The organism is Saccharothrix luteola, from assembly GCF_020859565.1.
GTDB lineage: Bacteria > Actinomycetota > Actinomycetes > Mycobacteriales > Pseudonocardiaceae > Actinosynnema > Actinosynnema luteola.
Genome location: NZ_JAJHUO010000003.1, coordinates 430,535 through 451,788 on the forward strand (window position 1 = coordinate 430,535; position 21,254 = coordinate 451,788).

Genomic DNA, 21,254 nt, shown 5'->3' on the forward strand with positions numbered 1-21,254 from the left:
GGTACGAACGAGTATCGTGGCCCCATGACCAAGGCCGATGGTGAGCAGATGGGCATCGTCACCGCGCTGGTGCGCGCCACGTTCCTGGTGGACGCCGTGTACGCCGACTCGGCCCGGGAGTACGGCCTGACCCAGCAGCAGGGACAGCTGCTCTGCGTGCTGATGCCCCGGTCCTACGGCATGGGTGAGCTGGGTGAGGTGCTGGGCCTCGCGAAGTCGAGCCTGAGCGGTCTGGTCGACCGGACCGCGCGGCGCGGCCTGGTCCGCCGCGAGACCGACGCGCGGGACAACCGCGCGGTCCGGGTCGAGCTGACGCCCGAGGGCAGCCGGCTCGCCGACGAGTTCTACGCCGAGACGTGCCGCCGGATCGAGCGGCTGCCCTCGGGCCTGGCCGACGCCGAGCGCGAGATCCTCGCGGACCTGCTCTCCCGCCTGGTGCGGGACAACGAGGTGCCGCCGGTCTTCATGGTGTTGAACTCCGATCAGGGCTGACGGTCCACACCGAACAGCTCCACGAACCTCCCGGTGAACAGGTCGGCCCCCTTGTACCGGGCGACCGCCTCCGGCGACAGGAGCGTCGTGCCGTCCGGGGTCGGGAACTGGCCGACACCGCCCTTCGGGCCCAGCGGCAGCAGGATCGACGGCACGGGGGACGGGCGGTAGGTGGCCGCGGGCCGCTCGCCCCGCACCTGCGCGATGACGTTCGCGGCCACCACCTCGGCGTGCTGCATCGCGTACCCGGCCATCTTCGCCTCGGCCAGGTCGGTGATGTCGCCCACCGCGTAGACCCGCTCGTGGCCCTCGACGTTCAGGCTCTCGGTCACCCTGACCCGGCCCTGCGGCGTGAGCGCGGCGGCCAGCGCGTCGTCCAGGAAACCGCCGTTGACCCGCACGCCGTGGCAGCGGAACCAGATGTCGGCGGTGATCTCGCCGTCGGTCGTGCCGACGGTGAACGTCCCGGCCCGCGCCGGTTCCGTCGGCGGCGCCGCGGTCAGCGCCGTGCCCAGCCGCAGCTCCACGCCGATCGCGTCGAGCTGCCGGTGCAGCTCCTCGCGCAGCTCGGGCTCGAACCCGGGCACCAGCCGCTCGGCCGGGTCGACGACGGTCACTTGCTTGTCCGGCCACACGGCCTTGATCTCGCCGGACAGCTCCAGGCCGACCGGGCCCGCGCCGACGATCAGCACGCGCGGCGCGTCGGCGAGCTCCTTGTGGGTGGCCCGCAGCCGGTCCAACGCCTCGGTGGACGACTCGGTGTCCGTCTTCGCCGGGTACGGGTAGCCGGACCCGGTGGCCAGCACGACGTAGTCGGCGGCGATCCGCTCGCCGGACGCCGGCGTGACGCCGCGCGGGTCGACCGACGCGGCCCGGTCGCGGACGACCCGGCCCCGCGTGAGCAGGCGGTCGTACGGGAAGAAGATGTTGTGCGCCCAGTCGGGCTCCACCAGCGCCCGCAGCGAACCGGCGGCGTGGACGAACGCGTCCTTCGGCTCCACCAGGACCACGTCGGCGTCCTCGTCCAACGCCTTGGCGACCGCGGCGCCCCCGTACCCGCCGCCGACGACCACGACAACACGACTCATCTCAGCACACCCCCAGCGATCAGTAGTTCGTCCTACGAACCATACTAGTTCGTAGGACGAACTGACAAATCACTGCCGGTTCGTGCCGGGCGGTGGGTCAGCGCGGGTCGTCGCGCTCCCGCCGCACGGTGACCTTGCGGCCCTTGATGGTCGCGCCCCGCAACGAGGCGATGACCTGCTGCGCGGCCGAGTCCGGCACCTCCACCAGCGAGAACCGGTCGGCGATCTCGATCGCGCCGATGTCGCGGCCGTTGAGGCGCGCCTCACCCGCGATCGCGCCCACCAGGTCCTGCGGCCGGATGCCGGAACTGCGGCCCGCGCCGACGAACAGCCTGGTCATGCCCGCGGACGGGCGGCGCGGCCGGCGCGGCTCACGGCGTTCGCCGCCGCCCTCGCGCCCGCGGCGGTCACCGGACGGCCCGGACCTCGGCACGTACTCCGGGATCTCCTCCTCGTCCGCCGCCGCGCCGGTGGCCTCGTGCGCGAGCTTGACCGCCGCCAGCGCCACCTCCATGACGTCGAACTGGTCGGTCAGCGTCTCCACCACGACCCGGAAGCTCTCCAGGTCGTCCTCCAGCAGGCTCTCGTGCAGCGCGGCTCGGGTCAGCTCCAGCCTGCGCGCCCGCAGGTCCGCGATCGTCGGGACCTTCTCCATGTGGATGCGCTGCTTGGTCACGCGCTCGATGGTCTTGAGCATGCCGTGCTCGCGCGGCTCGGCCAGGGTGATCGCCACGCCCTCGCGGCCCGCCCGCCCGATCCGGCCGATGCGGTGCACGTAGGACTCCGGCGCGGACGGCACGTTGTAGTTCACGACGTGCGTCAGCTGCTCGATGTCCAGCCCGCGCGCCGCCACGTCGGTGGCCACCAGCAGGTCGGCCGTGCCGTTGCGCAGCCGCGCCATCACGCGGTCGCGCTGCTCCTGGCTGATGCCGCCGTGCAGCGACTCCGCCCGGTAGCCGCGCCCGTTGAGCGTCTCGGTGAGCTGGTCGACCTCGTCGCGCGTGCGGCAGAACACGATCGCCGCGGTCGGCGCCTCGACGTCCAGCACCCGGCCCAGCGCCGCCGGCTTGTGCGCGCGCGGCACGACGTAGGCGCTCTGCCGCACCTTCGGCGCCTCGCCGGGCTCCGCCTGCTCGCGGCCGATGGTGATGCGCACCGGGTCGGACAGGTGCGTGCGGGCCAGGCGGTCGATGCGGCCGGGCATGGTCGCGGAGAACAGCACGGTCTGCCGTTCCGACGGCGTCTCGGCCAGGATCGTGTCCAGGTCCTCGGCGAAGCCCATGTCGAGCATCTCGTCGGCCTCGTCGAGCACGACGACTTCCAGGTGCTCCAGCTTCAGCGTGCCCCGGTTGAGGTGGTCGACCGCGCGGCCCGGCGTGGCCACGACGACGTCGACGCCCTGCTCCAGCACCCGCAGCTGCCGCCCGATGGGCTGGCCGCCGTAGATGGGCAGCACCCGCGCGCCCAGCTCCCGGCCGTACCGGTGCACCGCTTCGGAGACCTGCACCGCCAGTTCCCGCGTCGGCACCAGCACGAGCGCGAACGGCGCCCGTCGGTCGCGCTCGCCGCCCGCCATGCGCTCCAGCACGGGCAGCGCGAACGCGGCCGTCTTGCCGGTGCCGGTGGCGGCCTGCCCGAGCAGGTCGCGCCCGGCGGTCAGCGGCGGGATGGCCTCGCGTTGGATGGGGGTGGGCTCCTCGTAGCCGAGGCCGGACAGCGCCCGGAGCAGTTCGGGGCGCAACCCGAGGTCGGCGAAGCTGGTCCGGTCGTCGGGCTCGTCGTTCATGCCCTCAAGTCTCGCTGATCGCCCCTGAACCGCTCGGTGAGGGGGGTCGCGCGCCGCCGTCGGTCCGGGATTCCGCAGTCACCGCGAATCGCGTCACGCCCGTCCGGGTCGGTTCCCGGGCGCGTGCCCGGCCCGTGGCCCGATGGCGGTGGAGTCGGCGCCGAAGTCACGCCGTCAAGGGTCGAACGCACCACACGCCCGTATCGGCGGTCGACTCCGAAGATTTCCCGCAATTGACGGTTGACGACCGGTTGTCGAGGGTCGGCCGAAGCGTCGGGAATGCCGGGATCGCGTCGCTCGTGGACGTGAAAGGTTTTTCGGGAAGCGGGTTCGGGTCACGTGCGGCCACCGCTCGGGGTAACGCCAGTGCGGCCGATCGTCGCGGTCGGAACCGGGGATTCACCCGGAGGCAACACTGAGGCCGCCCGCTATACCTCTCCTATACTCGGCGACCGGCTTCCCCTTCATGGTCAACTCACCGGTAGCGTGCCGCGAGATCGATACCGAGCGTGAGTTCCGACCTATGGGAAGTGGTGCGCGTGGCGGTGGACGACTTGGACGGGCACACCGGGCACGACGTCCGGCCGGTCTCGTTCGGCCTCGACGGCGTGTGGTTCGAGATCCGCCTGGGCGCCGCGAACGCGGCCAGGCTGCGTGCCGTCCTCGACCGGTTCGTGCGAGCCGCGCGGCGGGTGCCCGGCACCGCGCCGGCACCGGTACGCAGCGTCGATGCCCACCTGGCGCAGGTCGTGCGGCAGTGGGCGCGCGAGCACGGCTACCGGATCTCCGACCGGGGCAGGCTCTCGGAGATCGTGCTGGAGGCCTACGAACGGGCGCACCCCGGCCGACGGCGCGCGGACGGGACGCGCCGGGTCGCCGATCACCCGAAGCGGCTAGACGGTCGTGACGGGCGGTGACCGTGACCGCCGTCGGGCCCAAGTTCGACAGGTCCGGCGGCAGCAGCCGGAGTCCGGCGCTGGACCGATCGGCGGCATACCGCCACGGCACGGTCGGAGCGGTTCAAATGATATTTCCCCCATCGTGACGGGCTCGGCAACATGTCAAACGCTTTAGTCGGCCGATTTTCGAGGTTGAGTGGCCGGCTACCGCGCGCTCTGCGCCGTCTAGAGACTGGGGGTCGTGACCATGCGGGTGCAGATTCTCGGTGCTGTCGCCCTCGCACGTGAGGATCGTCGGATGGGTGTGGCCGCTCGTCAGGTGCGCACCCTGCTCGCGTTGCTGGCGCTTTCACCGGGCGCCCCCGTTCCGTTCGACCAGCTGGTCGAGGAATTGTGGGCCGGTAAACAGATGGGAAACGCCCGCAACGCGCTCCAAGCGAATGTGGTGCGGCTGCGCAAACTGCTGGAGCAGTTCGCCGACGTGCCGGGCGACTGCCTGGTCCGCACGGTGAGCAGCGGCTACGTGCTCGACCTGCCGGGCGCGTCGGTCGACGCGCACCTGTTCCGCGACCTGGCCGACCGCGGTTCGGCCCTCGTGCCCCAACGGCCCGACGAGGCGATAGACCTGCTGGAACGCGCGTTGCGGCTGTGGCACGGACCGGCGCTGTTCGACGTGAGCGACGGCCTGCGGTTCCGCATCGAGGCCGCCCGGCTCGACGAGCGCAGGCTCAGCGCCCGCGAGGACCTCATCGCCGCCAAGCTCGCCAACGGCGAGGACCGCGGCGTCGTGTCCGAGCTCAAGCAGCTCGCCGCCGAGTACCCGGAGCGGGAGCGGTTCAGCGAGCAGCTGATGGTCGCGCTGTACCGCAACGGCAGGCAGACGGAGGCGCTGGACGTCTTCCACCACACGCGCAGGCGCTTGGCGAGCGAGCTCGGGTTGGAGCCCGGCCGCGCGATGCGACGGCTCTACCAGGCGATCCTCGTCCACGACCAGGTACTGCTGTAGGAGGCGAAGTGCTGGAGTTCCGGGTCTTGGGGCCGGTCGAGGTGCACCACGACGGGCAGGAGGTGCCGCTGGACGGGTCGAAACCGCGCACCGTCCTCACGGCGTTGCTGCTCGCCGACAACGGCGCTGTCTCCGACACCCAGATGAGCGACTTCTTGTGGGGCGACCACCCGCCCGCCACGTTCAACGCGCAGATCTACACCTACGTCTCGCGCTTGCGCAAGACGCTGCGGCGGGAGGTCGGCATCACCCGCCGTTCCCGCGGTTACGAAGTGCGGCTCACCGAGTGCGCTTTCGACCTGCGTGACTTCGAGGAGCAGGCGGCGCGGGGCCAGTCCGCGCTCGCCGCGGGCCACTACGAGGAAGCGGCCCGGCTGCTGCGCGCGGCGTTGCGGCTGTGGCGCGGTCCCGCGTTGACGGGGGTCTCGGAGCACCTGGCGGACGCCGAGGCGCCGAGGCTGGAGGAGGCGCGGATCGCCGCGCTGGCCAGCCGCATCGAGGCCGACCTCGCGCTGGGCCGGCACGCCCAGCTGCTGCCCGAGCTGACCAAGCTCGTGCACCAGCACCCGTTGCAGGAGCGGTTCCGCGCCCAGCTCATGACCACGTTCTACCGCTGCGACCGGCAGGCCGACGCGCTCGTGCTGTACGAGGAGGGCCGCCGCATGCTCGCCGACGAGCTGGGCATCGACCCCGGCTCGCTGCTGCGCGAGGTGCACCTGGCGATCCTCACCGCGGACCCCGTGCTGGCCTCGCCGCGCCGGGTGGCGGTGTAGGGAGCCGTATAGCCCGCCGCATAGGCCGGATATAGCCCCGAAAAGCATGGTGGGAACCGGTAGGCAGAAACCCGTGTTCCCGGAGGTGCCCAGTGACCAGTTCGGTGCGGATCGACGCGGACGACAAGGCGAAGATCAAGGAGATCGTGTCGGAGATCCTCGAGATCGACGCCGAGGACATGACCGACACGAGCCTCTTCAAGGAGGACCACGACGCCGACTCGCTCGGCGCCATCGAGATCCTGTCCGCGTTGGAGCGCACGTTCGGCGTGGAGATCGACCAGGCCGAGCTGACCCGGATGGTCAACCTCGACGGCGTCATCGCGGTCGTCGCCGACGCGCGAGCCGCCGAGTAGCCACCTCACCCGTCGAGCGGTCCGGCACCGGACTTGGAGGGCACGATGCACGACGGAGGGCGGCAGCCGCGCCGGGTGGTGATCACGGGTCTCGGCGTGGTCACCAGCATCGGCATCGGCGTCACCGAGTTCCTGGCCGGCCTGCGCGAGGGCCGCAGCGGGATCACGCCGATCACCTCGTTCGACACCACCGGTTTCAGCCACGCCAACGGCGCCGAGGTCACCGACTTCGACCCGGCCGAGTGGCTGGAGCGGGTGGACCCCGACGAGCTCGGCCGCGCCGGGCAGTTCTCCGCCGCCGCGGCGCGGATGGCCGTGGGCGACGCGGGCCTCACGGTCGAGGAGCTGCGCGGCAAGCGGGCCCTGGTGTCCGTCGGCACGACCGACGCCGAGTCGCGCGACCTGGACAACCTCGTGGCGCAGCAGTTGGCGCACGGCCCCGAGTCGTGGAACCCGGTGATCGCGCGGCGCTCCACGGCCGGTCGCCTGTCGTCCAGCATCGTGCGCGAGCTGGCGCTGACCGACGTCGAGGCGGTGACCATCCCCACCGCGTGCGCCGCGGGCAACTACGCCATCGGCAACGGCTTCGACGCCATCCGCGAGGGCGAGGTGGACGTCGCGCTGGTCGGCGGCGCGGACGCGGTGTGCCGCAAGACGTTCACCGGCTTCTACCGGCTGGGCACGATCGCGCCGGAGGTGTGCGCGCCGTTCGACAAGGACCGCAAGGGCATCCTCACCGGCGAGGGCGGCGGCATCCTCGTGCTGGAGTCGCTGGAGTCCGCGCTGGCCCGCGGCGCCCGGATCTACGCCGAGGTGCTCGGCTACGGCCTCAACTGCGACGCCAACCACCCCGTGGCGCCGGACCGGGACAGCCTGGCCCGGTGCATCGAGCTCGCGCACCGCAACGCGGGCGTCAAGCCCGAGGACGTCGACTTCATCTCCGCGCACGGCACCGGCACCAAGGCCAACGACGTCACCGAGTCCGGCGCGATCCGGCAGGTGTTCGACGCGCCACCGCCGACCGTGTCGATCAAGTCGATGCTCGGCCACTCGATGGGTGCGGCGTCGGCGCTGGCGTCGGCGGCGTGCGCGCTGGCGATCACCGAGGGCTTCATCCCGCCCACCATCAACCACTGCGAGACCGACCCCGAGGTGGGGTTGGACTGCGTGCCCAACCAGGCGCGGCCGGCCACGCTGGACGTGGTGCAGAACAACGCGCTGGCGTTCGCGGGCAACAACTCGGTGCTGATCCTGGGCCGGTACCGGGACGCGGTGTGATGGCGGAAGTCCTGTTCCTGCACGGTCTGGCGGGCAAGGCGGCGGTGTGGGACGCGCTCGACCTGCCGTTCACCGCCGTCAAGCCGGAACTGCCGTGGCACGGGATGGCCGACCCGGCGTGGAGCCACGAGCCCGACCCCGGCCGGATCGTCCTCGACGCGGTGTCGGCCGCGCACGACGTCGTGGTGGCGCACTCGTTCGGCGCGAACCTGCTGCTGGAGTGCTTCGCCGACGGCCGCGTGCCGCCGCGACCCGCGGTGCTGGTGTGCCCGTTCTACCGGCCCGAGCCGACCGACTTCGACTGGCCCACGATCTCCTACTACCTCAACGACTTCCACCGCACGTTCACCGAGGCGCTGCGCGTCGGCGAGACCGCCCGCTTCCCCGAGGCCAAGCGCGAGTGGCTGGCCAGGGCGTTGCGCGACCAGGTCGGCCCGTACGGCTGGACGCGGTGGTTCCAGACCTACCTGCGCACCCCGTTCCTGGACCTGTCGCGGGTCGACGCGCCGGTGCTCGTGGTGAGCGGCGTCGACGACATCGCCGCGCGCCCCGACGACGGCCGCGCCCTGGCCAAGTCCCTGCCCCGCGGCCGGTTCGAGCTGCTGGAGGGGTGCGGCCACTTCCCGATGATCGAACAGCCCGACCGCCTCGCGGCCCTGGTCCGCGACTTCGTCGACGAACACCTGGAGCTGACGTGACCACCACGACCGTCTCGCTGCGACCCCGCTACGAGGGCTCGAACATCTGCACCTGGATCGGGTTCAAGCACGTCAACTACATGGTCGAGGAAGCGGTGCTGGACCACCTGCGGCAGAGCGGGTTCCCGGCCGGCGCGCTGTACGAGCGGTTCGGGCTGTGCACCGACATCACCGACCTCGACACCAAGATCCTCACCGCTTTCCACATCGACGACCTCGCGCAGGCCGCGGTGAAGCGGGTCGACGGCGACGGGCCGTTGCGGCTCGTGGTCGAGCTGACCGTGGAGCGGGACGGCAAGACGGTGAAGGCGGTCAAGTCGAAGGTTTCGGTGTCGTTCCGGCTCGACCCGCACGGCTTCGACGCCGAGCCCGTGCCCGCGCAGCTGCGGCCGCACGTGGTCGAGCGGATCGGCGCGCCCGGGGCGGCCGTGCTGGACAAGGTCGGCGCGGTGCGGCCGGTCGAGGTCGGTGACGCGGACCCGCTGGACCTGCTCACGGCGGGCCGGAACGCGTTCGCCTGGGCGTGGCGGATCCCCTACTTCTACTGCCACTTCACCGAGCGCGTGCAGATGTCGGGCTACCTCCGCCAGATGGAGGAGGTGCTGGACCTGTTCGTGGAGGACCGCGGCGCGTCGATCAAGACGCTGCTGGACGAGCAGAACTGGATCCCGGTCGTGCCGCACTCGCGGATCACGTTCCTCGGCGAGGCGAACATGGAGGAGACCCTGTACACGGTGTTCACCGTGGAGGAGGTCTTCAAGAAGTTCACCTTCACCGCCCGGATGGACTGCTACGTGCTGCGCGACGGCGTGCTGGTGCCGACCGCGACCGGCCGCATCACGCACGGCTGGGCCGTGATCGAGAACCGCAAGGACTGGAGCCTGGTCGACTTCGACGACCGCCTCGTCGGCGCCATCACCGGCAAGGCCGGGTCGCTCAGCGGGCGCGGTGCGTCATGACGGCCTCCCTGGTGGACGGCCTGGTCATCTCGGCGTGGTCGGCCGTGTCGCCGTTCGGGATGGGCTCGGAGGCGTTCGCGGGCGGTGTGCGGGCGGGCGTCCCGGCGCTCGCCCCCGCGCCCGGCGGCCCATTCGAGCAGGCGGCGCTGGTGCCGGACTTCAGCGCGGCCGGCGCGTTGGGCAAGAAGGGCACCCGCACCATGGACCGGGTCACGGCGCTGGCCGTCAGCACGGTCGGCCGGCTGCTGCAGGAGTGCGGCCCGGCGTTGCTGGACCAGCCCGAACGCGTGGGTGTCGTGCTGGGCACCGGGTCCGGCAGCGTCCAGTCCATCATGGACTTCACGCGGGACGGCCTCACCGGCGACAAGCCCTACCACGTCGACCCGGCGTTGTTCCCCAACACGGTGATGAACCGCGCGGCCGGGCAGAGCGCCATCTGGCACAAGATCAAGGGCCCCAACACGACCATCGCGGGCGGCGCGCTGACCGGGCTGCTGGCGTTGAGCTACGCGGCACGGCTGCTGCGCGGCGGGCACGCGGACCGGGTGCTCGTCGGCGCGGCCGAGGAGTACTCCGAGCAGCGGGCGTGGCTGGAGTGGCGTGGCAGCGAGGGCACGGCCGGTCCGCTCGGCGAGGGCGGCGCGGTGTTCCTGCTGGAACGCGAGTCGACCACGGCCGGACGGCCGGTGCTCGCCCGCGTCGTGACGACCCGGTTCCGCGGGTTCTTCGAGCCCGGCGGCGCGACGGAGGCGTTGCGCGAGTGCGTGCGCACGGCGTTGGCGGAGGCCGCGGTGGACCCGGCGGACGTGCTGTTCGTCTCCACCGACGGCGCCGAGGAGTCCGCCGTGGTGCAGGCGTTGGGCCGCACGCCCGAGTGGCTGCGGTGCGTGCCGCTGGTGGGCGACACCTCGGCGGCGGTGGCGAGCTTCCAACTCGCGGCGGCGGTCGCGGCCGGCCGGTCGGGCCCCGCGCTGGTGACCGGCGTCGAACGGGACGGCACGGTCGGCTGCGTCGTGCTGGACCTGCCGTGAGCTCCGTGCACGTGGACCCGGCGGACCCCTTGTTCGCCGGGCACTACCCGGGCTTCCCGATCCTGCCGGGGCTGTTCGTGCTCGACCACGTGCGGGCCGCGCTGCCCGGCCACCGGGTGGTCGCGCTGGACCGGGCGAAGTTCGTGCGGCCGGTGCTCCCCGGCGACACGCTGACCGTCGAGACCGAGCTGACCGCGGAGGAGGACCACGTGCGGTGCGCGGCGAAGGTGTCCACCGGCGCGGGCACGGTGGCGGAGTTCAAGCTGAAGCTGGTGGCGTCGTGACGGGCCTGGCGGGCATCCGGGCGATCATCCCGCACCGGTTCCCCGTGCTGCTGGTGGACCGGGTGTCCGAAGTGGACCCCGGCCGCGGCATCGTGACGCTGAAGGCGGTCAGCGGGCGTGAGCCCTGTTATGCCGACCCCGACGTCGAGGACGCGTACCCGTTGGGGCTGCTGATGGAGTCGTGGGCGCAGTCCGCGGTGCTGCTGACGCGGTGGGACGACCCGAACCCGGACGTGCGGGCGGGGAAGGTCGAGCTGATCAGCGGCATCCGCGACGTCGTCGTGCACGGAGACGTCGAGCCCGGCGACGTGGTGGAGCACCACGTCCGGCTGGTCCGGGAGGTGGCCGACGCGGCGATCCTCGCGGGCCACAGCCTGGTCGCGGGGCGCAAGGTGCTCGAGATCGGCTCGTTCACGATGGCACGGCGCAGGGCGGAGGAACTGGCATGAGGCGCGTGGCGCTGGTGACCGGCGGGTCGCGGGGCATCGGGCACCAGGTGGTGGCCCGGCTCGCGCGGGACGGGTTCGACGTGGCGTTCTGCTACCAGTCGAACCGCGACGCAGCCGAGGTGGTGGAGAAGGAGGCCGTCGCCGCGGGCGCGGCCGTGTTCACCGCGCCGGTGGACGTGGCCGAGAAGCGCGAGGTCGACCGGTTCGTCAAGGACGCCGAGCGTGCGCTGGGACCGTTGCACGCGGTGGTGTCGTGCGCGGGGATCGTGCGCGACAACCCGTTGGCGCTGCTGAAGGAGGAGGACTGGCAGCGGGTGCTGCGGGTCAACCTCGACGGCACGTTCCACCTGGCCAAGGCCGCGGTGTTCGCGATGATGAAGCGCAAGGCGGGCTCGGTGGTCACGCTGTCGTCCGTGGCCGGCGTGCACGGCAACGCGACGCAGACGAACTACTCGGCGTCCAAGGCGGGGATCATCGGGTTCAGCAAGGCGTTGGCCAAGGAGGTCGGCAGGTACGGCATCCGGGTCAACGCGGTGGCGCCGGGGTTCATCGAGACCGACATGGTGGCCGGGCTGGGCGAGGACTTCGCGGCGACGATGGCGGCGCGGATCCCGCTGGGGCGGTTCGGCCGGCCGGAGGAGGTGGCCGACCTGGTGTCGTTCCTGGTGTCGGACCAGGCGTCCTACGTCACGGGCCAGGTGTTCGGCGTCGACGGCGGGCTGGTGATCTGACGTGGCGCGCGAACCCCGGTTCTACTTCTCGTTGCGCAGCCCGTACTCCTGGCTGGCCTACCACGACCTGCTGCGCGAGTACCGGGACGTGGCGGACGCGATCGAGTGGCGGCCGTTCTGGGAACCCGACGAGCGCAACGAGCGCGCGTTGGCCGACCGCGGCGAGCACTTCCCGTACGCGGCGATGTCCCGCGCCAAGCACTTCTACATCCTTCAGGACGTGGCCAGGCTGGCGGCGGCGCGCGGGCTCGCGCTGAAGTGGCCGGTGGACCGCGAGCCGGTGTGGGAGATCCCGCACCTGGGGTACCTGGTGGCGTTGCGCGAAGGGTTGGGGCCGCAGTACATCGCGGCGGCGTACCGGGCGCGGTGGGAGCAGGGGCGTGACATCTGCTCGCCGGAGACGGTCGCCTCGATCGCGGTGGAGCTGGGGTTGGACCCCGCCGAGGTGTCGGGCGCGAGCGAGGACCCGGAGCTGCGGGCGCACGGCGTCGAGCTGCTGATGGAGATCTGCAAGGACGGCGCGTTCGGCGTGCCGTTCTTCGTGCACCGGTTCACCCGGTTCTGGGGCGTCGACCGGTTGCCGGACTTCGTGGCGCACGTGCGGTCGAAGCTCGCGCCCGCGGCGGCCCTGCCCGCGACCTCCAGCGCGGTCGGCCTGGGCCGCTCGTCCGACGAGGGGCACGCGGGCGGCTGCGGCTGATCGCAGCGCGTTCAGCGCAGGCAGGTGAGCGCGTCCGGCGGCTGGGTGCCCACGTAGCGCCGCCACTCGTCGGCGCTCAGGTCGCGCCCGGCCGAGGCGCACGCGGCGCGCACCCACTCCTGTTCGGTGAGGTGCCAGCGGGTCAGCTCGCCGCCGGGCTCGGCGGTGAGAAGGTGACCGGGGTTGGTGCCCGGCGCCACGGCCGTCAACCGCGACACCCCTTGGGACGGGTGGGCGAGCTGGATGGTGCCCAAGGGCTCGCCCGAACGCAGGTCGGTGAGCACCAGCACGTGGTCTGCGCGGACGCGAGCGGCCACGCGGCCGTCCTGGGTGGCGGCCAGGCCGGGGGCCCACCGCCCGGTGGACGGGACCGAGCGCATCAGCGTCGCGCCGTCGCGGTCCCACACCTCGACCGCGGTCGCCCGTTCCACCAGCAGGTGCGCCTCGGTGTGGTGGACCGAGTCGGCGGGACCGCCCGGCAGCTCCCGCGTCGTGCCCGCGGCGACGTCGACCAGCACCACACCGGCCGCCCCGGACACCGCCACCTGACCGCCGTCGGCGCTGACCGAGGCGCGGTCGGCCTGCACGGGTCGGTTGAGCAGGGAGGTGTCGACGCCGGTGTCGATCACGTCCAGCACCTCTCCGGTGGAGCTGTCGAGCACGTGCACCCGACCGTCCTGGTCGACCAGCACCAGCCGGGCGCCGTCGGCCGAGGCTCGGGCGGCCATGAGGTCCTCCAGACCGGGGACGGCGGGCCACTGGTCGAGCAGCTCGGCGCCGTCGCGGTCGTAGACGTCCACCGTCCCGCTCGGTGTCGACAGCACCAGCAGGCGGGCGCCGTCGGCGCTCCACACCGGCACCGCGTGGTAGTCGTCCGCCCTCACGTCCTCGAACCCGTCGAAGGCGCCGTCGTCGGGCCCCACCAGGACGTGCCGCTGCGCGACCAGGGCGATCCGGTCCGGCGTCGTCACCAGCCACGGCGCGCGGCAGGCGCGGCACGTGGTGGGGACGTCGCCGTGCAGCGGCTCGCCGACGCGGGTGTTGCGGGTCAGGTCCCACAGGACGAGGGCGTCGTCGGTGCCGGACACCAGGTGCTCGGAGTCGCCCACGAACGCGAGCGCGTCGGCCCGGCTGTTGTTGCCCGGCAGCCGCCACCGCCTGCCCTGGTCCGGGCCGGAGGTGACCAGCACCTGCAGCACACCGGTGTGGCCGACCGCGAGCCGGTCGCCGTCCGGGCTGACGGCGAGCGACTCGGGGTCGGGCTCGCCGATCGGCAACCGGACGTCCGCCGTGCCGTAGTCCGCCGCCGCGACCCCCTCGGTGCGCCACAGCCAGGTCTCGCCGTCCCGCGACCAGGCGAAGTGGCCGCCGTCGGGGGAGTACCCCACGGCGTGCCCGCCGTCGGCGGGCAGCACGGACACCGGGACGGACCGGCGCACGGCCAGGTCGTCCACCGAGCGGAGCTGCCACTCGGTCGAGGCGAGCACCGCGAGCTCGTCCTCGGACCGCAGCGCCACCTTCTCCGGCCAGTTCGACGCCGAGGACTCGGCGGACCGCCCGGTGCGCAGGTCGCGCACGACCAGCCGGGCCTCGTCGTCGCGGGTGCCACCCGGGTCGAGGCGGTGGGAGAGGAAGGCGACGACCTCGCCGGACGGGGAGATCGCCGCGCTGCCGCGGTTGTGGTCCGCCGGCACCCCGACCTCGGCGACGGCGTCGCGGCCGTCCCAGCGCACCGCGCGACCCTCGGCGAGCACGGCCACCGCGTCGCCGTCGGCGTCGACCGAGAGGTCGACCACCGGGCGGTCGAGCCCGATCTCGGTCTTGGCGCCGTCGACGAGGTCCCACCGCACGACGCGACCGGCTTCGGTGCCCGCCACGGCGACGCGGCCGTCACGCGACGCCGCGACCGAGGTGACCCGTGAGCCCACGTGCAGGTAGCGCTCCAGGTGCGGGCTCGCGGTCAGCACCTGGAACAGCACCGACCTGGTGACCGGCTGCGGATCGGTCCGGTAGGCCTGCACCGCGAGCAGGTGCGCCAGGTCGAGCCGGGTGTCGACGTTCGCCAGGGCAGCGGACGCCAGGCCTCGCGCGGTCGCGATCCGCGCCTCGGCGCGCGCGTTGTCCCGCTGCACGACCGCCAGCACCGCGCCGACCACGGCCAGCACGGTGAGCAGCGCCAGCGCCACCACGGCCCCGCGCGCCAGACGCAGGGTCGTGCGGTGACGCCGGATGTCCTCGCCGACCAGGTCGTCCTTCGGCACCCCGCGCACGGTCGCGGCGATGTCGGCGACGCAGTCGCGGAAGCGGGCATCGGCCTGGTCGACGTGCCCGGTGTCGCGCAGCCACCGCAGGTCCACCCAGCGCGGCTCGGTGGCCGGCGCGGTCCGCAGCGGGGGCGGCAGCGCCGTGGACTCGTGGTCGGGGTCCGGTTCGCCGTCGGTCAGCACCAGCAGGATGCGGTCGGCGGACCGGTTGGCCAGCCACCACTCGACCTCTCGGGCCACCCACACCGACCGCGCGGCCTGCACCGAGGCCATCAGCACCAGCCACCGCGAGGACGCCAGCGCTCGCTCGATGGACCCCCACAGGTCAGGGTCGGCCGACAGGCTCGCGTTGTCCAGGAACACCCGCATCGCGCGCGGCCGGTACCACGGCTTCGCCAGGCGTTGGAGCCCGGTGCGCAGCGCGGGGGCCGACCGTCCGTCACGCGCGTGGCTGTAGCTGATGAACGCGTCGTACTCCGCCCGGTCCGTCACTTCCACCCCCGCCGGTCGTCCCCGTCCGATGGTCGGCCCACTGAACAGGAGGAGCTACGCAACCGTGCGGATACAGCCGGGATCGGACGGGCTCGCCCGGCGTGGCGGACCGACCGCCTCTCGGCCGCCGGCCGGCCTGGTGAAGCGATTAAGCTGGCGGTGTGAAGCCGCTGCGCTGGGGTGTCCTCGGGGCCACCGCCCACATCGCCGGGCGGGTGCTGCCCGCGATCCACCGGGCGGCGGGCAACGCCGTGGTGGCGGTGGCCGGCCGGGCCGGGCGGCAGGCGGCGGCGCAGGAGGTCGCGCGGCCGTTCGGGGCGCGCGTGCACGACGGGTACGACGCGCTGCTGGCCGACCCGGACGTCGACGCCGTGTACATCGCGCTGCCCAACACCCTGCACGTGCCGTGGACGTTGCGCTCGCTCGACGCGGGCAAGCACGTGCTGGTGGAGAAGCCGATGGCGCTGTCCGAAGAGGACTGCGTGCGCGTCGAGCGCGCCGCCGCCGACCTCGTGGTCATGGAGGCGTACATGTACCGCTTCCACCCGCAGCAGCGGCGTGCGGCCGAACTGCTGGCCTCGGGCGAGATCGGCGAGCTGCGGGTGGTGCGGTCGGCGTTCGCGTACCCGACCGCGGTCGAGGGCAACATCCGGTTCGACCCGGCGCTGGGCGGCGGCGCGACGTGGGACGTCGGCTGCTACGCGTTCGACGTGCCGCTGTGGGCGTTCGACGCCGAGCCGCGCGCGGTGCGGGCCCGGTTCGACTCGCGGGAGGTCGACCTGAGCGCGGTGGCCACGCTCGACTTCGGCGACGGCCGCTGGGCCGTGCTGGACTACAGCCTCGAGTACGGCCCGCGCGCGACCTACGAGTTCCAGGGCACCCGCGGCTCGGTCTCCGTGCGCAACGCCTGGACCCGTCCGGACGAGGAAGGGCTGATCACGGTCGTCACGCTGGACGGCGTGCGCGACGAGGTCGTGCCCGCGTCCGACGCCTACGAGCACCAGGCCGCCGCGTTCGCCGAGGCGGTCCGGGAGCAGGTCACGCCGCTGGTGTCGCCCGCGCACTCCGCGCGCACCGCCCGCGTGGGCCAGGCGCTCGTGCGGTCGGCCGCGACCGGCGCCGAAGTGGACCTCCGACGCCGGCCGTGACCCGTCAGTCCAGCGCCGCCGCGGCCGCCACCGGCGGGGTCCGCAGCACGTACGCCGTGGACAGCAGGGTCGACAGGAGCGTCAGGCCCGTCGCCCCGCCCACCACGACCAGGTAGATCGCGATCGGACCCGCCGGCCAGAACGTGCCGTTCAACGCGATGGCGAACGGGACGAGCGTCACCAGGGACACGATCCCGCCCAGGATGATGCCGGCCAGCGCGATCACCACCGACTCGATGCCGACCATCCGCAGGATCTGCCCGTGCGTGGCGCCGATGAGCCGTTGCAGCGCGAACTCGCGCCGCCGCTCACCGGTCGCGATCACCAGCGTGTTCACCAGCGAGATCACCGTGTACGCCAGGATCATGCCGACCAGCAGGTAGTTCACCCACGCGCCGGTCTGCTCACCGCCGCCGCCCGCGGCCAGCGCCTCCTCGCGGCCGGCGACCCGCAGGTCCGGGTCGCGCTCGGTCAACGGCGCCAGCGCCGACTCGGGCCCCTTGACCAGGATCTGCGACGCCCGGCCGCCGGTCGTGTGCGCGACGACCAGTTCCGCGGGCAGCAACGCCGCGTCGAACGAGCCCGTGTGCACGGCCGCGACCTCCAAGTCGACCACCGCGCCGTCGCCGAGCTTCATCCGGACCTGGTCGCCGACGGCGGCCTCCAGGTCCTCCGCCCAGCCGGTCGGCAGCGCGACCGCGTCGCCGCGCAGGTCGTCCAACGACCCGGCGGTGACGTCCACGTCCATGGTCCGCGTGACACCGCTCGGCGTCACGCCCAGCACGGTGATCTCGTCGTCGCCGTCCTCGTGGTCGGGGAAGTACGCCTCGGTGTCGACCACGGCCGACGCCGCCTCGACGCCCGGCAGCGCGCGCACCTCGTCCACCACGTCCAGCCGCACGCCGCCGGTCGCGCTGGTCACCACGGCGTCCGCGCGCAGGCTCGTCGCGAACGCCTCCGTCGCCGCGCCGGCCTGGGTCGTCTGGAGGTAGAGCAACGCGGTGGCCAGGCCCGTGGCGAGCATGACCGGCGTGATGGCGCCGGCCACGCGCACCCGCCGTGCGCCGGTGTTGAGCACCGCGAGGTACCCGGACATGCCGGACAAGGCCCGCACGGGCCAGTGCAGGACCGCGATCAGCACCTTCGCGGCGGCGGGGGAGAGCAGCGCGATGCCCGACGCCCACAGCATCGCCGTGGGACCGGCCGTGCTCGCCGCCACCGGTCCGGACATGACCACCGCGGTGATGATGCTCAACGCCGTGCCGCCACCCAGGCACAGCAGCGCGAACACCAGCCGCGGCACGCTGAACCAGCGCGTCTGCAGGCCGGCCGCCGTCAACGCCTCGGTCGGCCGGGCCACCGCGGCGGCGCGTCCCGCGACGAACGCCGCGATCGTGGCGCTGAGCAACGAGATGCCGACGCCGGCCGCCACCGGCACCCAGCCCTGGCGGAACGCCATCGCCCGCGGCGCGACGCCCGCGCCGGACAGCTGCGTCAGCAGCCACTCGCCGAGGTAGCCGCTCACCGGCCAGCCCAGCGCGGTCGCGAGCACCGCCACGAACGCCGTCTCGCCGAGCACCAGCCTGCGCAGCTGGCCCGGCGTGGTCCCGATCGCCCGCAGCAGCGCCATCTCGCGGTGCCGCTGCTGCACGGACAGGCCGAGCGTGCCCGCCACGACGAACATCGCGACCATGATCGCCAGACCGCCGAACACCGCGGACACCGTGATGATCGTCTCGCCGCCGCCCCTGGCGTCGGAGAACTCCGCGAGCCCGCGTTCGTCGCCCGCGAGCACGGCCACGTCCCGGCCGGCGACCGCGGCCGTCAGGCCCTCGCGCACGCCCTCTGCCGTCGCGCCCGGCTTCAGCAGCACGCCGAGCAGCTCGACCTTGCCCGGTTTCGCGTAGCGGCGCCGTGCCTCGTCGTCGGTGAAGAACACGGCCTTGGCCTCGACCGCCGCCCTGGCGACGCCGACCACCCGGTAGTCCACGTCCGCCGAGTCGATCCGCAACGCGACCGTGCCGCCGAGGCCGACGCCGGAGTTCGCGTCCACCACGACCTCGTCGGGTCCTTGCGGGGCGCGGCCCTGGTCGAGCGCGTACGGCGCGAGGCGTGCGCCGGACCACGTGTGGCCGGTCGCCTCCGCGCCGCCGGGCAGGACCACCGGGAACGCCACGTCGGGCACGACCTCGGCGACACCGTCCACGGCCGCGGCCTTCGCGGCCAGCGCGGCGTCGACCGGGGAGCGCTCCAGGTACGACGGATCGCCGGTGACGACCAGCGGGGCCGCCGCGAGCCGTTGCGCCGGGACGTCGTTGCGGATGCCGGTCTCCATCAGCCCGCCGCACGCCATCACGATCGCGGCGCCCAGGAACAGCGAGATGAACGAGGCGGTGAACCCGCCGATCCGGTGGCGCAGGGTGCGCAGTGCCAGGCGCAGCATCAGCGCACCCCGTCGGCCAGGGCGGGCTCGTCGGCCCACGCGCCGAGCCGGGTCATGCGCGCGCTGACGGCGTGCGCGGTCGGCGACGTGAGCTCGTCCGCGATCCGGCCGTCGGCGAGGAAGACGACGCGGTCGGCGTGCGCGGCGGCCACGGGGTCGTGCGTCACGATCACCACGGTCTGGCCGCTGTCGCGCACCGCTTGGCGCAGCAGGGCGAGGACTTCGAGCGCGGTGCGGGTGTCGAGCGCGCCGGTCGGCTCGTCGCCGAAGATCACCGCGGGATCGGTGATGAGCGCGCGGGCGAGGGCCACCCGCTGCTGCTGGCCGCCGGACAACTCGCCGGGGCGGTGCGCGCGGCGGTCGGCGAGCCCGACGCGGGCGATGACGTCGTCCACTCGGGAGCGCTTCGGGCGGCGGCCCGCCAGGCGCAGCGGCAGGGCGACGTTCTCCACCACGGTCAGCGCGGGCAGCAGGTTGAACGACTGGAAGACGAAGCCGACGCGCTCGCGGCGTAACCGGGTCAGCTCGCGTTCGCCCAGGCCGGTGATCTCCCGACCGTCGAGCAGCACCGAGCCCGAGGTCGGTCGGTCGAGGCCGGCGGCGCAGTGCAGCGCGGTGCTCTTGCCGGAGCCGGAAGGGCCCATCACCGCGGTGAAGGTGCCCCGCGCGATGCCGAGCGTGACTCCGTCAAGGGCCACTACGCCGTTCCGCTCATTGCCGTATACCTTGCGGACGGAATGCAGTCGGACGACGTCATCCACGCCTTGAATCGGAGTTTGATTCACGTTCTTGCTCCCCATGTGGGACCTATCGGTGTGTGCACGCGCCGCAGACCATACGGACGTGATCACGCGGGTGGCACTGGTGCTGTCCCCCGCACCGCCCGTGGGGCCAGTCGGCGTTGCCCGTCCCCGCAACGGTGCGGAGAGCAGGCGTGACCGACTATTGACCAGGCACGTGCCGGGATCGTAGCCACCCTTTCCATAATTTCTGTTGAGGAGTCAACGAATAGTTGGCTGTCCGGTGAACTCCTCCTCTCGTGATGACCAGTGGGGTAGGTTGGAACGGCCGCCCGGCACGAACGAGGTGGGTTCGGGAAATCCCCGAACCCGCCGGAGTTGGTGGACCCCGAGTAACGACACGAAGGGGTTGGATGCATGCACCTGGAGATACGTCATGCCAGGGTGGTCACCACCCTTGCCGAGGCCGGCAGCATCTCGAAGGCCGCGGCGAAGCTGTCCCTGCCCCAACCGAGCCTCACCGCCCAATTGAGACGGATCGAGAAGGCGGTTGGCGGCGACCTGTTCGTGCGTTCGGCCTTCGGGATTACTCCCACGCCGCTGGGGGAACGATTAATCCCGATGCTGGCGGATCTCGCCACCCGGGCCGACGCGGTGGTCGCGGAGGCGTCGTCGCTGTCCTCCGGAATTCTCCGCATCGGCAACGCCGAATGGACGCCGGTGACGCTGCGGCGGGCGCTGCAGTCGTCACTGCCCTCGGTGGAGGTGCAGACGGTGACGCTGGACCCGGCCCTCGGCGTGGACGCGGTCAGCCGGGGCGAGCTCACCGCGGCGCTCGTGCCCAGCCCGGAGGCGGTGGACGGGGTGCGGGAGCTGGATCCCGCGCTGGCCAAGGAGATCATCGTGCGCGAGCCGATCTGGCTGGCGCTGCCGCGCGACCACGCGCTCGCGCGCAGGACTACGGTGAGCCGAAGGCACATGCTGTCGTTGAGCTGGGTGCACCACGTGCCGGGGCACTGGTTCCACGTCGTCGAGGAGCACCTGTTCCGCAGGCTCGACCACCCGACGCCGGAGGTCATGCACTACGCGGGCGGGCACGCCGAGGCGATGAGCTGGGTGCGTGACGCGGGGGCGGCGGCGTTGGCCACGCCGACCGGGTCCACCTCGGACGTGAGCCTGGTGGCGATGACCGAGCCGTTGCGCAGCAGGATGCTGCTCGTGTGGCGGCCGGGCTCGATCCACCCGAACACGCTGCGGCAGCTGATCGACGCGTTGCGCCGGTACTACTGCGACTACGCCCGCACGATCCCGCGCTACTGGAACTGGATGACCGAGCGGCCGACCGACTTCCCGGAACTGGCCGCGTTCCTGCCCCGCCCGACCCGCTGGTGGCCGCGCGACTCGGCCGGCGATCACCAACCGTCCGAACCCTCCCGCACCGCCGCCACCTGACCCCCACCCCGTGCGTCGAACCTCCAGACCTCGTGAGTCCTACGTTCAGGTCCCGTGAGTCCTAGAGCGTTATTCAGAAGTTGGTCACCAGCCGAGGCGGTAGTACTCGAGGCTGGTCACGATGCGGATGATCGCTGGGAGTTCGGTCAGGCGTGCGCGGTAGCCGGTGGCGAGGATCTTCCAGT

At 72.7% G+C, this 21,254-nt stretch carries 20 protein-coding genes; 15 read left to right on the forward strand and 5 right to left on the reverse strand.

Annotation, left to right across the window (positions count from 1 at the left end):
- Positions 1-24 precede the first annotated feature (24 nt).
- Positions 25-492: a MarR family winged helix-turn-helix transcriptional regulator gene (locus LNK82_RS05390; RefSeq protein ID WP_230565801.1), complete on the forward strand. Its 468-nt coding sequence runs from the start codon at positions 25-27 to the stop codon at positions 490-492.
- On the opposite strand, the gene LNK82_RS05395 is transcribed toward LNK82_RS05390, so the two are convergent.
- Both LNK82_RS05395 and LNK82_RS05400 read right to left on the reverse strand, forming a co-directional pair.
- A complete protein-coding gene (locus LNK82_RS05395) occupies positions 483-1,580 on the reverse strand; it encodes an NAD(P)/FAD-dependent oxidoreductase (RefSeq protein WP_230565802.1) in 1,098 nt (365 codons plus the stop codon). The genes LNK82_RS05390 and LNK82_RS05395 overlap by 10 nt on opposite strands.
- A gap of 97 nt (positions 1,581-1,677) precedes the next feature.
- On the reverse strand, positions 1,678-3,366 hold the full coding sequence (locus LNK82_RS05400; protein WP_230565803.1) for a DEAD/DEAH box helicase: 1,689 nt from the start codon (positions 3,364-3,366) through the stop codon (positions 1,678-1,680).
- Positions 3,367-3,875: 509 nt separating this feature from the next.
- Here LNK82_RS05400 and LNK82_RS05405 point away from each other — a divergent pair.
- From LNK82_RS05405 to LNK82_RS05460, 12 genes are all read left to right on the forward strand, one after another.
- On the forward strand, positions 3,876-4,283 hold the full coding sequence (locus tag LNK82_RS05405) for a histone-like nucleoid-structuring protein Lsr2 (RefSeq protein WP_230565804.1): 408 nt from the start codon (positions 3,876-3,878) through the stop codon (positions 4,281-4,283).
- Positions 4,284-4,563: 280 nt separating this feature from the next.
- On the forward strand, positions 4,564-5,271 hold the full coding sequence (locus LNK82_RS05410; protein WP_230565805.1) for an AfsR/SARP family transcriptional regulator: 708 nt from the start codon (positions 4,564-4,566) through the stop codon (positions 5,269-5,271).
- An 8-nt stretch (positions 5,272-5,279) separates the two neighbouring features.
- Entirely contained in the window at positions 5,280-6,044 is a 765-nt protein-coding gene (locus LNK82_RS05415; protein WP_230565806.1) for an AfsR/SARP family transcriptional regulator, read from the forward strand.
- Between the two features lie 92 nt (positions 6,045-6,136).
- A complete protein-coding gene (locus LNK82_RS05420) occupies positions 6,137-6,400 on the forward strand; it encodes an acyl carrier protein (protein WP_230565807.1) in 264 nt (87 codons plus the stop codon).
- Positions 6,401-6,445: 45 nt separating this feature from the next.
- A complete protein-coding gene (locus tag LNK82_RS05425; protein ID WP_230565808.1) occupies positions 6,446-7,678 on the forward strand; it encodes a beta-ketoacyl-[acyl-carrier-protein] synthase family protein in 1,233 nt (410 codons plus the stop codon).
- Complete coding sequence (locus LNK82_RS05430; RefSeq protein WP_230565809.1) at positions 7,678-8,376, forward strand: alpha/beta fold hydrolase; 699 nt, start codon at positions 7,678-7,680, stop codon at positions 8,374-8,376. Before LNK82_RS05425 ends, LNK82_RS05430 begins: the two co-directional genes overlap by 1 nt.
- Positions 8,373-9,335 carry a thioesterase family protein gene (locus tag LNK82_RS05435; RefSeq protein WP_230565810.1) on the forward strand — a complete coding sequence of 321 codons (963 nt, stop codon included), beginning with the start codon at positions 8,373-8,375 and terminating at the stop codon, positions 9,333-9,335. The genes LNK82_RS05430 and LNK82_RS05435 overlap by 4 nt, the downstream gene beginning before the upstream one ends.
- Entirely contained in the window at positions 9,332-10,366 is a 1,035-nt protein-coding gene (locus LNK82_RS05440) for a beta-ketoacyl synthase N-terminal-like domain-containing protein (protein WP_230565811.1), read from the forward strand. The genes LNK82_RS05435 and LNK82_RS05440 overlap by 4 nt, the downstream gene beginning before the upstream one ends.
- Positions 10,363-10,650 (forward strand): ApeI family dehydratase, encoded by a 288-nt coding sequence (locus LNK82_RS05445; protein WP_230565812.1) that lies wholly within the window; start codon positions 10,363-10,365, stop codon positions 10,648-10,650. Before LNK82_RS05440 ends, LNK82_RS05445 begins: the two co-directional genes overlap by 4 nt.
- Entirely contained in the window at positions 10,647-11,099 is a 453-nt protein-coding gene (locus tag LNK82_RS46595) for a 3-hydroxyacyl-ACP dehydratase FabZ family protein (RefSeq protein ID WP_308257162.1), read from the forward strand. The genes LNK82_RS05445 and LNK82_RS46595 overlap by 4 nt, the downstream gene beginning before the upstream one ends.
- Complete coding sequence (gene fabG / locus LNK82_RS05455; protein WP_230565813.1) at positions 11,096-11,830, forward strand: 3-oxoacyl-ACP reductase FabG; 735 nt, start codon at positions 11,096-11,098, stop codon at positions 11,828-11,830. The genes LNK82_RS46595 and fabG overlap by 4 nt, the downstream gene beginning before the upstream one ends.
- 1 nt (position 11,831) lies before the next feature.
- Positions 11,832-12,530: a 2-hydroxychromene-2-carboxylate isomerase gene (locus LNK82_RS05460; RefSeq protein ID WP_230565814.1), complete on the forward strand. Its 699-nt coding sequence runs from the start codon at positions 11,832-11,834 to the stop codon at positions 12,528-12,530.
- A gap of 11 nt (positions 12,531-12,541) precedes the next feature.
- Here the strand turns inward: LNK82_RS05460 and LNK82_RS05465 are convergent, their stop codons facing one another.
- Entirely contained in the window at positions 12,542-15,286 is a 2,745-nt protein-coding gene (locus LNK82_RS05465) for a TIR domain-containing protein (RefSeq protein WP_230565815.1), read from the reverse strand.
- Between the two features lie 161 nt (positions 15,287-15,447).
- Here LNK82_RS05465 and LNK82_RS05470 point away from each other — a divergent pair, with 161 nt between their 5' ends.
- Complete coding sequence (locus tag LNK82_RS05470; protein WP_230565816.1) at positions 15,448-16,434, forward strand: Gfo/Idh/MocA family protein; 987 nt, start codon at positions 15,448-15,450, stop codon at positions 16,432-16,434.
- 4 nt (positions 16,435-16,438) lie between these two features.
- Here LNK82_RS05470 and LNK82_RS05475 read toward each other — a convergent pair whose 3' ends face one another.
- Complete coding sequence (locus LNK82_RS05475) at positions 16,439-18,877, reverse strand: FtsX-like permease family protein (RefSeq protein ID WP_230565817.1); 2,439 nt, start codon at positions 18,875-18,877, stop codon at positions 16,439-16,441.
- Entirely contained in the window at positions 18,877-19,677 is an 801-nt protein-coding gene (locus tag LNK82_RS05480) for an ABC transporter ATP-binding protein (RefSeq protein ID WP_230565818.1), read from the reverse strand. Before LNK82_RS05480 ends, LNK82_RS05475 begins: the two co-directional genes overlap by 1 nt.
- Positions 19,678-20,034: 357 nt before the next feature.
- Here LNK82_RS05480 and LNK82_RS05485 point away from each other — a divergent pair, with 357 nt between their 5' ends.
- The gene (locus LNK82_RS05485) at positions 20,035-21,069 is read left to right on the forward strand and encodes a LysR family transcriptional regulator (RefSeq protein ID WP_230565819.1); all 1,035 of its coding nucleotides are present in this window, start codon (positions 20,035-20,037) and stop codon (positions 21,067-21,069) included.
- Positions 21,070-21,254: the final 185 nt, after the last annotated feature.

Excerpts from the sequence above, each read along its gene's own strand:
- LNK82_RS05390 (WP_230565801.1), top strand. The coding sequence starts at position 25 with ATGACCAAGGCCGATGGTGAGCAGATGGGCATCGTCACCGCGCTGGTG.
- LNK82_RS05395 (WP_230565802.1), bottom strand. The coding sequence starts at position 1,580 with ATGAGTCGTGTTGTCGTGGTCGTCGGCGGCGGGTACGGGGGCGCCGCG.
- LNK82_RS05400 (WP_230565803.1), bottom strand. The coding sequence starts at position 3,366 with ATGAACGACGAGCCCGACGACCGGACCAGCTTCGCCGACCTCGGGTTG.
- LNK82_RS05410 (WP_230565805.1), top strand. The coding sequence starts at position 4,564 with ATGGGTGTGGCCGCTCGTCAGGTGCGCACCCTGCTCGCGTTGCTGGCG.
- LNK82_RS05425 (WP_230565808.1), top strand. The coding sequence starts at position 6,446 with ATGCACGACGGAGGGCGGCAGCCGCGCCGGGTGGTGATCACGGGTCTC.
- LNK82_RS05430 (WP_230565809.1), top strand. The coding sequence starts at position 7,678 with ATGGCGGAAGTCCTGTTCCTGCACGGTCTGGCGGGCAAGGCGGCGGTG.
- LNK82_RS05440 (WP_230565811.1), top strand. The coding sequence starts at position 9,332 with ATGACGGCCTCCCTGGTGGACGGCCTGGTCATCTCGGCGTGGTCGGCC.
- fabG (WP_230565813.1), top strand. The coding sequence starts at position 11,096 with ATGAGGCGCGTGGCGCTGGTGACCGGCGGGTCGCGGGGCATCGGGCAC.
- LNK82_RS05475 (WP_230565817.1), bottom strand. The coding sequence starts at position 18,877 with ATGCTGCGCCTGGCACTGCGCACCCTGCGCCACCGGATCGGCGGGTTC.
- LNK82_RS05480 (WP_230565818.1), bottom strand. The coding sequence starts at position 19,677 with ATGGGGAGCAAGAACGTGAATCAAACTCCGATTCAAGGCGTGGATGAC.
- LNK82_RS05485 (WP_230565819.1), top strand. The coding sequence starts at position 20,035 with ATGCACCTGGAGATACGTCATGCCAGGGTGGTCACCACCCTTGCCGAG.